The following is a 10,740-nucleotide window of genomic DNA, read 5'->3' as shown; positions in this document are numbered from 1 at the left end:
TTTCCAGCGTGAATATGATAATGGCTGCGCTGATAGGGTTATTAATAAAATTAATTCACTAAAAGATAAAGGTGTAATTGATAAAGGAAGTCGTGTTATTTTCAAGCCTCATCCGATTAATCATCCGGACAATATAAATAGGATAGCAAAACACATTGGTGATGATGTTTTTGTTGTTCCAGCATCGATTCCTTTTGAATTTTTTATAATGGCTGGAATTATCCCGAATAATATAATTGGTGTTTTTAGTACATTAATGCTATTGGTTCCTAAAGAAAACATTAAATATGTTATTTTTGATGCGAAAGATCATAATGAAGCAATGAAAAATCCCATGCTTCTGAATCTGATAAATAATAATCTCATAGAGGAAAGTAAAGTTTTTGGTTGGACAGACTGATGAACATTTCTCCTTAGAACGAGCATTTTAGTAAGTGAGTTATCGGCATATGCCGAGACGATACGCTTAATATATGCGCGCCATCATATGGTGGTGCTATCATTGATGTTACTGTTGCTCGTGTAATTATCACGCCCTGTGTTTTTTTAATTTTATCAATACGTTGTCTATCAAGCGGAAAATGAATTTCCGCTTGATAGAAGGCAATGTATTCTTAGTTTTGTACTATGAAACTACATATTCCTGCGCTGGACTGCTTTAATTATCCCTTTAGAGCTATAGACTGTCACAATGGTCATAATATTTCTTTATTAAAATAGACCCACTCACGCAACTCCTGAATGCTCATCCAGTCGTATTCGCTGTTCATCTTTATAGCTTTTAGCCATATCCCATTGTTTCATTGTTATTGTCGCGCTGATGTATTAGTGCCCTGAAGCAAATAGCTTTTCCCGCAGGCTATGCAATAACACATTCTCTCTATGGCTATTTTTATTCTCCATTGCATCACAGATTTCCCGTGCAGCTCTTTCTCCTGCTTTGCCATCCATAAAGGCATCACAGTAGTGGTGGCGAATTTCTTCTAATGATGTTGCCAGCGAAGCCCAGTCGTACGTCGGGGAAAGGACAGCCCGTAGGGCCTGGATATCTCCGGCGACGGGGAGTAGATCGCGAATACGTTGTTCGGCACTGTGTGGTGTGGAAAAGCTCTTCTGGCCGTCCAGCAGAGAAGGCATTTCAGGCCAATTGAGTAAAATGATGCGTTTATTCATATGAATAGCGTCGAAGATAAATCCACTGTTGTCGGTCAAGACATAATCTGCCTGAACAAGCATTGGAATTGCATGTTCGGGGGCATGGATTCTTTTCTTTAAGTATCGTTGAGCCAGTGCTAAAGATCCCGCTTCTTCCGCTCTAAAACAGGTACCGTGATGTAGTTTAGTTACAATATTAAAATCATGGCTGAGACGACCAAGTGCTTCTGCCCAGTGTGGGATTGAACTTAATACACCGTATGTCGGAGCGTATAAAATTGTCGGTTTTTTCTTATCCAGATGCAGGCATTCAGGTAGCGAAAGATCGCAACTACCGTTTTGCCACTCATCGAAGCGAGGATTACCGACGGCGATCGCGCTACCGCCAATGTTCAGTGCTTGTTGGCTATAGTGGCTGTAGCAAAGAATACGGTGGTAAAAGGTATTCCACCAGGCGTGGTTCCATTCTTCTTTTGCTAAACCGTACATAGCTCGAATATGAATATCTGAAAGCCCGTTGATTGCAGGGGTATAATAAGGGCTGATGAGGCATTTATAACGCTGGCTGCGATCTGTCATGTCTGAAAGGAGAATTCCACCCAGTGCGGGATCGTTAATCTTCTTGAGCGTCGCCAACATTTCATCTAGAAATGCTTTGTTACTACGGTTGTTTACCAGTAATGAGCAGGTATGGCCCATTTTCTGTAGAGCGTTTATGATGGGGCGATAAACTGCGTAATGGAGTGACGTTTCCATATAAAACCCAATAGCACCATTGTTGGATAATATTGGTTGTGTTTTTTTTGCCAGGTGTATTTGCTTACTAGCTGGTGATTTATTAATTTTATTAAAGTAAAAACCAATATTATCGGTCTCTTTTTTCTCAATATCACTGTACCCTGCCCGCTGATAGCAGATGCTTGGGTAACAGGCTAACCATTTCCCTGTATGCAGCAACGGCTGCCATTGTTCTTCGGGCGTAGCAGAAAGATCATCTGACATCTGTTGCGCCAGCGTGGCATAATATTGACTGTTAACCAGATACGCGCAAACTTTCTGGCAGTCCCGGGCATGAACCATCCCTTCCCGGCTTTTTAGCACCGAACCTTGTTTAATCTGCCCGCCCAGAATAATCACTTCCCAGGGAAGCTTAGTTAACGTCCCCAGAAGAGTACTTAAGACGCGGGTATGCTTTTCCTGTTTCAGGATAACGCAGTCATCTTCTAACAACAGGTAATTCTTCCAGCCTTTTTGCTGTGCTATTTGTAGCGCTTGCAAGTGCGAATGACGGCGGCCCAACTGGCCATTGGTTTCTTCGCAGGCGGCAAGACGGGTGATCTTTTCTGTCGGAACGTTCAGTTGCGCCAGTTCCTGTTGGATCTGACTCAGACGATCGGTTCGTTTATCCAGGTTGATGACGATGATCTGATCGATGGCATCCCACTGCATCGGTGAGTTGTGCGTGGCATTATGTAGACTTTGATACCAGTTGTTGAGCATGGGATCGGCAACCCACTGTTCAATGTTCCCCTCTAAAGGTTCACTTGAACCGAGGACAAAATCTTTATCAAAGGTGTTCTGGCTGTGCGATACACAGATAATTGTCCGTTCCCCAGGTAACTGGAGCGGCTCAACGGTGAATTTATTGGTGAACCCTTCTTCTTCGCCTAAATTGCATTCATCAACGTAGCGGTGTTTTTTCAAATAATTACGGTGATAGCAAAATGTCCCGTTCAAAATATGTCTTTTGCCGAAAGAACGCGTTTCAAAGATACGATTAATATGGCTATACCAGATTGGAATCTGATCCGAACCTGAAATTAACGCCCGGTGGCGCAGCATCATCTCAATGGTGTAAGAGATTTTATCTGATGGGTAATAGTCGTCATCATCCATACAAAGTATGTACTCACCGCGTGCAAGCTCATTGAGCATATTGCGTTTTCTGCCCAGGTCGAGCTTTTCCGGGTGATAGATATAGCGGATGTTGAATTTCTCTGGGTGGTTTTGCGTCAGCCTGTCGATGATCGATTGATGGCTCTGCGGTGAATCATCGAGGATCACCAGTTCCCGACGGTCGGCGGGATAATCCTGATACCGGTACATGTACAGTAAATAAGGTAAGAAGGCACCGCGGTTCCACGTGGGGGTGACGACGCTGACAAACGGTTTTTCACGACCCGTATCCAGTGTTTTAACAATACCGGGTAGGCCTGGGCGAGTTTTAGAGGGTTCAGACATGTTGATGTGTATTCGCGCTTCGAAAGGGCCGGATGTTCACCCGACCAACAGGGGCTAACGGGTAAGCAGGGAGAATGCAGAGAGCAAAGGCTCTCCCGGCATAATGCTCAGAATGTGTTCACGTATTGATGTGGCATCATCGCTGCTGCGCCACTCTTCAAACATGGCGAATAGCGCATAGATATCCTCAGGATTCAGCAAGGATTCATCCATCGTCCACAGGCAAAGCATGGTTCGGATCATAAAGAAGTCGCAGACAAGCTCAAAATAGCGCTGAATGACACCTTCGCTGTCATGTTGCGGGAACATGTCATGATAGAGCCGGTAGATCAGATAGTTACTGAAGATCCATGCGTCCTGCGCGAAGTACGCTGCGTGTGTATTAAGCCACTGATCCTGCAATTGCTGTTGGAGTAAGGCTTCACTGTTCGCATCCTGTAGCATCAGCAGGCTGACCTGGAGAGGTAATGTGAGTTTACGCGTACTTTCCGGCAGATGATCCCAGTTGAATTCACAACTGCCCATACGGGTAATTAATTCACGCTGTAGTTGGGGCAGGCTTGGTAATTGTGCAAACTGATCCTGCAGTTTTCCTTCCTGTACATGGCCTGCGAGGATTTGCGGCAACGACGCCAGTTTTTCCAGCACCGCTTCGCTATCGCCAGGGCACTTCTCGGAAAAAGAGAGCATGATGCCCAGCGCATACAGGCGCAGCTCCGGCGATAATCCTGGAAGAGTGACGGTATTCAGAGCGGATTGATTTAATACCTGATCGCGTGGGGCTAATGCCCGGCTGTCTGGATCGGCCGCACATTTTGACGTATGCAAGACAAAAGCTTCCGGATCGCTTAATGCAGCCTGACAGCTGGCAGGATCGGTTAAGACCAGACTCTGACGAACTTCCGTTTTCCAGCGCATTTTGACCAGTAAAGCGGAATCCGGATGGTGGGATAAAAACAACCGGACAAAGTCGGGTTCGTAGCAATCAATCATACTCATAACGTGTTCTCAGCAATCCCAATATTCAAATCTGACTGATATCTTGCAATATCCATGCCTGAATTTTATTTTTAATCATATCAGTGGGTTGGGTGTTGCGCGGAAAGCGAGTTTCCGCAGCAAGGAAGGAAATTTTAACGGTGATAGATGAAATCTGGCTCCGTACCTAAAAAAGCCTGAATAAATTCATACTGACGGATCAGCAGATCGCCATTTTTTTCGTTGTACGCCTTGCAGCGTTTCGCTTTTTGCTCAAGACTTTGCCACCAGCCCTCTGCGGCATTTTTCTGTACGCCAGGCAACCAGCTAAATACCTGCTCCATCCCTGCACGATCGATGCTCACGCCCAGCAGTTGTAGGATCGTTCGGCGCTGCTGGCTGCTGTTTTGCAACTGTTCATAATGCTGTTGAATGGTTTCATTGACCAACAGCAGCTCTTCACTGGCACGGCGAATCATACACAGACGTTGTTGTTCTAACTGTTGTCTGAGCGCGTCATACCGCGTTCCGTCTTCACGGATGCCCTGAAGTAGAGTTTTGACCTGCTGTAGCCTGGTACTCACTGTTGTAGCCTCTTATTTCTGGAAAAAGCTGAGCATGTCCCCAGCCAGTTGGTCGGTATCAACCTGCATGTCGCCTGAGGCCAGCATGGCCTGCATTTGCGCTACTTTGTCGTAATCAACGTCACTTTGCGTATCGCTGTTCAGCGTTTGCTGCGCCGTTTGCAATCCCGCCTGAGTAATATCGTCGGCTGAAAGCGTCGTGGCGCTGGACATACTCGTCTGCGCGCTGCTCTTGTCTGAACGCGCCTGTTCGGTTGTCGATGCAGGGCGATTGCCTGGCAGAGTCGGGGTAATTTTCATAGCAACCTCGTACATATTCCGTGGGGTTGGTTATCTGTTATTGGTTAAAAGCGACGGCAATAGAAGAAAACTTTAATCCCATCACAAAAAATCCCCTCACTGCTCAGCCGTCAGCGTGGTGACCACGCCGGTATCGTCTACCACGCCGCTAATGATCCGTTGGCTGCTGCTGTTACGAATTTTTATCACTTCTCCTTTGCGACCATTCTTCAACGCCACACCCGGCATTGAGGCGGTAATCCCGTCCATGTGGGAGACGATCATCACCGGCTGGTCGCGTTTAACTAATACGGGCTGAACCAGCTCGTTACGGGTAATCGGTTTACCTGGTTGCAGAGCGCGCTTGCTGGTGAGACCAATCGCCTCATCCGGATTTGTCATCAATCCTTCCCGCTGGTTGTTGATATTAAATTTTTTAAGCTGCAGGTCATCGGCGGTGATGACCGTATCTCGGGCAATTAACGACTTTGGCATTACCACCGGAATTGACACGTCGGGACGCACAGCAACGTTATATTGCCAACCCGCGCTGCCAGGGCAGCTCACCACAAAGTTCATTCGCGTCAGAGCCATCTCCGGGGAGGTGCTGGAGGTGACATGGGGGGCTATTGCGCATAGTGCGCTGGTGCTGACGGCGGAGGGAATATAGATATTAAACGTGTAGCGATAGTCCTGCCACTGCCGTTTGTTCGCCAGCGCGTCAATTTCATGACTGGCGGCATTGAGGACCAGTGCGTTGATCTGTTCCCGGGCGCTGTGCTGAATGGGATGGACTGCGGCATGCACGGGTAAGACGCAGCATAAAGCCAGCAATATTTCCGCGGCAAAGGGGAAAGAAGGCTTCCTTACATAGGAGGGGAGTTTCATAAAGTCATTTCTCATCAATCACTTAAAAGTTGGCATATATATTGCTAATAACAGCGATATCTACGCAGGAGTGATGCAAGAAATGGGAATCAGTTTTCAGCAGGCATTGGGTGTACATCCGCAGGCAGTGAAGTTACGTCTTGAGAGGACCGAGCTACTGACCGCGAATCTGGCAAACGTCGATACACCAAATTTCAAAGCTAAAGATATTGATTTTGCCGCTGAGATGCAACGGGCAAGTCGCACAAATGTGCTGCCCGAGGCTGACGTGAAATACCGTGTGCCGATGCAGCCCTCAGAGGATGGCAATACCGTAGAGCTGAATACCGAGCAGGCCCGGTTTTCACAAAATAGTATGGATTATCAAAGTAGTCTGACCTTTTTGAACCTGCAACTTAGCGGTATCAAAGAGGCCATTGAAGGGAAATAACCATGTCGTTTACTGATATTTACCAGATTTCCGGCTCAGCGATGACGGCGCAAACCATCCGCCTGAATACCGTCGCCAGCAACATGGCGAATGCGGAATCTCCCGCCAGCAGCGAGGCGCAGGCCTATAAGGCGCGTAGCCCGGTTTTTGCCGCGGTTTACAACAATAGCCTGACAGGTGGGCATAACCGCCATGCCATTGATGGCGCCAGCGTACAGGTACAGGACGTCATGCAAAGTGGCGGGGCGGTGAAGCGTTATGAGCCGCACCACCCGATGGCGGACCAGAACGGTTTCGTCTGGTACCCGGACGTCAATGTGGTCGAGCAAATGGCTGACATGATGTCTGCGTCACGTGATTTTGAAACCGACGTTGATGTACTGAATAACGTCAAAAGTATGCAGCAAAGCTTACTCAAACTGGGAGAAGTGTAATGAATACCCTGGCTCTGTATGCCCAATCTCAGGCGCTGGCTTCTTCTCAGGAGAAGACGGCGGCTGTTGCTGAAAATAACGTCGGCGCCACGGCGCAAAGCACTACTGTGGGAGACAGCAGTTCTTCTGCCACGTCGTCAACGACGGATACCAGCGACACGGCTAATACCCCAACGACGACGGTATCGACGGAAACCTCAGGGGTGGAAACTTTCCTGACCTTGTTTGTTGCGGAAATCGAAAACCAGGATCCAACCGATCCTACCGACCCTACGGCCTATATTGACCAGCTTTCTTCCATGGCGCAGGTGGCGATGATGGAAGAGATGAGCGTTCAGGCCAATACCAATGCTGTGCTGATGAGCAACATTCAGGTGATGGCGCTGGGGAATATGGTCGGCGACGACATTATGGTGCAAACCACCACGCTGGAGATTGCCGACAACACCAAAGACATTCAGGGCCGCGTCACGCTGGATGACAGTTGTACCGATGTGGATCTGCATTTCACTGATGAAGCGGGTGACGATTATACCGTTTCACTGATCCCGGAAGGAGAGACGTCCGTTGGGCCAGGCCAGGTTGATTTTGATATTAACCCCGCGGATTACGGCATTCCGCCGGGTGATTATAACGTGTCAGTGGTGACCAACACTGGAGAAGAAGAAGTTCCCATTGAAGTCACCGGTGAGGTTGAAGACGTACGTATTCCACTTGATGGCAGCACGCCGGTCCTCAACGTGGATGGCGTCGGGGAAGTGCCTTTCACCATGATCACCCAGTTTGGCATACCGGATAGTACTGATGGCAGCGGCGGTTCAGATGACACCACGCCACCCGATACCGACGGCGGTAGCGATAACGCCGACAGCAATATGGTGCTCTGATTTAGTTTACATTACAGGAATAAACAATGAGTTATGAAATTGCAGCGACGGGTCTGAACGCCGTCAACGAACAACTGGACGGCATCAGTAACAACATCGCGAACTCCGGTACGGTCGGATATAAATCGATGACTACCCAGTTCTCCGCTATGTATGCCGGAACGCAGGCGATGGGCGTGAGCGTGGCAGGGTCCGCTCAAAGCATCTCCACCGGCGGCTCGATGGTTTCAACCGGCAATGCGCTGGATCTGGCCATTAACGATGATGGTTTCTTTGTTATGTGCGATAGCGCAGGGAATATCTCCTACACCCGTGCAGGTTCTTTTGTGACGGACAAAAACGGTTATATCATCAATGCGTCTGGTGATTACCTGCAAGGTTACCCGGTTGATGATAGCGGCACGCTGCAAACCGGTACCGTTACGGATATCCAGATTAAAACCGGTAACATTCCGGCGCAGGCCACGGACAGCATGACCTTCACGGCAAACTTTGATGCCAGTGATGAGATAATTGATCGTGATGGCGATCCTTCGGCGACCCCCCCAGTAGATGGGGTCGATTTTGACCCGAATAATAGCGATACCTACACCGACAGCTACACCACCACCGTGTATGACTCGCTGGGTAATGAGCACTCGGTGAGCCAGTACTTTACCAAAACGGCGGATAACACCTGGGAAGTGCAGTACACCTTTGATGGTGAAACGCAAAGCGGCGTACCGCCGACCACGCTGAAGTTCGACCAAAATACCGGCAAGCTGACATCGCCAACCACGCCGCAAACCATCACCTTCACTACTGATGAAGCCGCGCCGATTTCGATGACCATCGATTACTCAGACTGTACTCAGTACGGTTCTGATTTCTCGGTTACTACCAACTCCGCCACCGGTTATGCTTCCGCGACGCAAAACGGCGTGCAGGTTGATGACGACGGTAAAGTTTACGCCACCTACAGCAACGGCGAGCGCATGTTGCAGGGGCAGGTGGTGCTGGCTACTTTCCCGGATGAGAACGGGCTGGAAGCGGTAAGCGGTACTGCCTGGGTACAGACGGGCGAATCCGGTACGCCGCTGATAGGCACACCAGGTTCCGGCTCCTGCGGCACGCTCTCCTCCGGCATGCTCGAAAGCTCCAACGTGGATATTACCAACGAGCTGGTCAATCTCATGACCGCCCAGCGTAACTACCAGGCGAACACCAAGGTGATTTCCACCAGTACGCAGCTGGATCAGGCTCTCTTCCAGGCGATGTAAGGCTAAGAAATGGATCGGTTGATTTATACCGCGCTGAGCGGCGCCACCCAGACGCTACTGGAGCAGCAAATTAGCGCCAATAACCTCGCCAACGTCAACACTAATGGTTTTCGTGCGGATATGGCGATGGCGAGCAATGACAAAGTTAAGGGTGGGGGCTTCGACACGCGTTTTATGGCGAAAGAAAGTCCCAGCGGCGTTAATGACAGCACCGGCGCAGCGGAAAAAACCGAACGCCCGCTTGATGTCGCCATTCAGGGAACCGGCTATATCGCCGTGCAGGATAAAGCCGGAAACGAGGTGTACACCCGCAACGGCAACATTCAGCAGGACGATCAGGGACAACTGACCATCAACGGTAACGTGGTGCTCGGGGATAACGGTCCGATCATTTTGCCGCCGAACGCAATTGCCTCTTTCGGCAGCGACGGCACACTCTCGGTCACACCCGACGACGGCGATGTTACCGCTACGATGGATATCGATCGCTTGAAGCTGGTGGATATTCCGGTCGCTAATCTGGCGAAAAATAGCGAGGGGATGCTGGTAACGGCGGATGGCGTACCAGCGCAGCGCGATGAAAACATCAAGGTGAGCGGCGGCTTTCTGGAAGGCAGTAACGTGTCTGCAGTGAGTGAAATGATGTCGTCTATTGCAATGAACCGCCAGTTCGAAGCACAAATCAAGATGATGAAAACGGCTGAAGATCTCAGCGACTCCGGCAACAGGTTGCTACGCGGCTCCTGAGTCGTTGCCTTTAATCAGGGATAAAGTTTTATGAACGCAGCGTTATGGATCAGTAAAACCGGCCTGTCGGCGCAGGATGCTGAGATGAGTGCGATTGCTAACAACATCGCCAACGTTAACACCACGGGCTTTAAGCGCGATCGCGTGATGTTTGCGGATCTGTTTTATCAGACCCAGGAAGCGCCGGGCGCCATGCTCGACCAGAACAACATCATGCCGACCGGTATGCAGTTCGGGAGTGGTGTGCGCATTGTCGGAACACAGAAAACCTTCACTGAAGGTAATGTGGAAACCACCGACAATTCGATGAACGTGGCCATTATGGGGCAGGGTTTCTGGCAGGTACAAATGTCCAATGGGGATATCGCGTATACCCGTGACGGTAACTTGCAAGTGAATGCTGATGGTGTGCTAACCAACGCTCAGGGATTACCTCTGCAACCGGAAATCGATGTTCCGTCAGGTTCTACCAGCGTAACGTTTTCTCCGGATGGTACGGTGAGTGCGATTTTACCTGGCGACAGCGACCCGACCGAACTGGGGCAACTGACGCTGGTGAACTTTGCCAACCCTGCCGGGCTTTCAGCCGAAGGTGACAACCTGTATCTGGAGACCGCTGCCAGCGGTCAGCCAACGGAAGGAATTCCGGGGGAGGATGGCCTTGGTCAGCTGCAGCCAGGAGCGCTGGAAGGTTCGAACGTCGATATCGTCAACGAAATGGTGGCCATGATCACGGTGCAACGCGCCTATGAGATGAACGCCAAAATGGTCTCTGCGGCAGATGACATGCTGCAGTTTATTAGTCAGACGCTGTAACTTTAGAATGTGAAATGCCGGATGGTACAGCGCCATTCGGCA

At 49.6% G+C, this 10,740-nt stretch carries 12 protein-coding genes; 7 read left to right on the top strand and 5 right to left on the bottom strand.

Annotated elements, in window-relative coordinates:
- Positions 1 to 400, top strand: a 400-nt coding sequence (locus tag BZK41_RS21095; RefSeq protein ID WP_290439981.1) for a polysialyltransferase family glycosyltransferase, incomplete at its 5' end; no start/stop codon positions are given.
- Positions 401 to 825: 425 nt separating this feature from the next.
- On the opposite strand, the gene BZK41_RS21090 is transcribed toward BZK41_RS21095, so the two are convergent.
- From BZK41_RS21090 to flgA, 5 genes are all read right to left on the bottom strand, one after another.
- On the bottom strand, positions 826 to 3,396 hold the full coding sequence (locus tag BZK41_RS21090; RefSeq protein WP_079939454.1) for a glycosyltransferase: 2,571 nt from the start codon (positions 3,394 to 3,396) through the stop codon (positions 826 to 828).
- Positions 3,397 to 3,450: 54 nt separating this feature from the next.
- A complete protein-coding gene (locus BZK41_RS21085) occupies positions 3,451 to 4,395 on the bottom strand; it encodes a lysine-N-methylase (protein WP_079939453.1) in 945 nt (314 codons plus the stop codon).
- A 134-nt stretch (positions 4,396 to 4,529) separates the two neighbouring features.
- Positions 4,530 to 4,958, bottom strand: a complete 429-nt coding sequence (locus BZK41_RS21080; protein ID WP_079939452.1) for a flagellar protein FlgN — start codon at positions 4,956 to 4,958, stop codon at positions 4,530 to 4,532.
- Positions 4,959 to 4,970: 12 nt separating this feature from the next.
- Positions 4,971 to 5,258, bottom strand: a complete 288-nt coding sequence (gene flgM, locus BZK41_RS21075; RefSeq protein WP_079939461.1) for a flagellar biosynthesis anti-sigma factor FlgM — start codon at positions 5,256 to 5,258, stop codon at positions 4,971 to 4,973.
- Positions 5,259 to 5,354: 96 nt separating this feature from the next.
- Positions 5,355 to 6,125, bottom strand: a complete 771-nt coding sequence (flgA, locus tag BZK41_RS21070) for a flagellar basal body P-ring formation chaperone FlgA (RefSeq protein WP_079939451.1) — start codon at positions 6,123 to 6,125, stop codon at positions 5,355 to 5,357.
- A gap of 82 nt (positions 6,126 to 6,207) precedes the next feature.
- Here flgA and flgB point away from each other — a divergent pair, with 82 nt between their 5' ends.
- The 6 genes from flgB to flgG are packed head-to-tail and all read left to right on the top strand — an operon-like array spanning position 6,208 to position 10,698.
- Entirely contained in the window at positions 6,208 to 6,555 is a 348-nt protein-coding gene (gene flgB, locus BZK41_RS21065; RefSeq protein WP_016151840.1) for a flagellar basal body rod protein FlgB, read from the top strand.
- Positions 6,556 to 6,557: 2 nt separating this feature from the next.
- Positions 6,558 to 6,989 carry a flagellar basal body rod protein FlgC gene (gene flgC, locus BZK41_RS21060; RefSeq protein ID WP_079939450.1) on the top strand — a complete coding sequence of 144 codons (432 nt, stop codon included), beginning with the start codon at positions 6,558 to 6,560 and terminating at the stop codon, positions 6,987 to 6,989.
- Entirely contained in the window at positions 6,989 to 7,876 is an 888-nt protein-coding gene (locus BZK41_RS21055) for a flagellar hook capping FlgD N-terminal domain-containing protein (RefSeq protein WP_079939449.1), read from the top strand. Before flgC ends, BZK41_RS21055 begins: the two co-directional genes overlap by 1 nt.
- 26 nt (positions 7,877 to 7,902) lie before the next feature.
- Complete coding sequence (gene flgE, locus BZK41_RS21050) at positions 7,903 to 9,135, top strand: flagellar hook protein FlgE (RefSeq protein WP_079939448.1); 1,233 nt, start codon at positions 7,903 to 7,905, stop codon at positions 9,133 to 9,135.
- Between the two features lie 9 nt (positions 9,136 to 9,144).
- A complete protein-coding gene (locus tag BZK41_RS21045) occupies positions 9,145 to 9,882 on the top strand; it encodes a flagellar basal body rod protein FlgF (protein ID WP_079939447.1) in 738 nt (245 codons plus the stop codon).
- A 30-nt stretch (positions 9,883 to 9,912) separates the two neighbouring features.
- Positions 9,913 to 10,698, top strand: coding sequence for a flagellar basal-body rod protein FlgG (gene flgG / locus BZK41_RS21040; RefSeq protein ID WP_079939446.1), 786 nt, complete (start codon positions 9,913 to 9,915; stop codon positions 10,696 to 10,698).
- Positions 10,699 to 10,740 lie beyond the last annotated feature (42 nt).

It is taken from the genome of Citrobacter sp. A316, from assembly GCF_002042945.1.
Classification (GTDB): Bacteria; Pseudomonadota; Gammaproteobacteria; order Enterobacterales; family Enterobacteriaceae; genus Citrobacter; species Citrobacter portucalensis.
Note: the sequence above shows the minus strand (reverse complement) of the source record. Positions and strands in the feature narration are given on the sequence as shown.

Bases quoted from the DNA above. Each gene is read 5' to 3' on its own strand.
- BZK41_RS21090 (WP_079939454.1), bottom strand. From the start codon at position 3,396: ATGTCTGAACCCTCTAAAACTCGCCCAGGCCTACCCGGTATTGTTAAA.
- BZK41_RS21085 (WP_079939453.1), bottom strand. From the start codon at position 4,395: ATGAGTATGATTGATTGCTACGAACCCGACTTTGTCCGGTTGTTTTTA.
- flgM (WP_079939461.1), bottom strand. From the start codon at position 5,258: ATGAAAATTACCCCGACTCTGCCAGGCAATCGCCCTGCATCGACAACC.
- flgA (WP_079939451.1), bottom strand. From the start codon at position 6,125: ATGAAACTCCCCTCCTATGTAAGGAAGCCTTCTTTCCCCTTTGCCGCG.
- flgB (WP_016151840.1), top strand. From the start codon at position 6,208: ATGGGAATCAGTTTTCAGCAGGCATTGGGTGTACATCCGCAGGCAGTG.
- flgC (WP_079939450.1), top strand. From the start codon at position 6,558: ATGTCGTTTACTGATATTTACCAGATTTCCGGCTCAGCGATGACGGCG.
- BZK41_RS21055 (WP_079939449.1), top strand. From the start codon at position 6,989: ATGAATACCCTGGCTCTGTATGCCCAATCTCAGGCGCTGGCTTCTTCT.
- flgE (WP_079939448.1), top strand. From the start codon at position 7,903: ATGAGTTATGAAATTGCAGCGACGGGTCTGAACGCCGTCAACGAACAA.
- BZK41_RS21045 (WP_079939447.1), top strand. From the start codon at position 9,145: ATGGATCGGTTGATTTATACCGCGCTGAGCGGCGCCACCCAGACGCTA.
- flgG (WP_079939446.1), top strand. From the start codon at position 9,913: ATGAACGCAGCGTTATGGATCAGTAAAACCGGCCTGTCGGCGCAGGAT.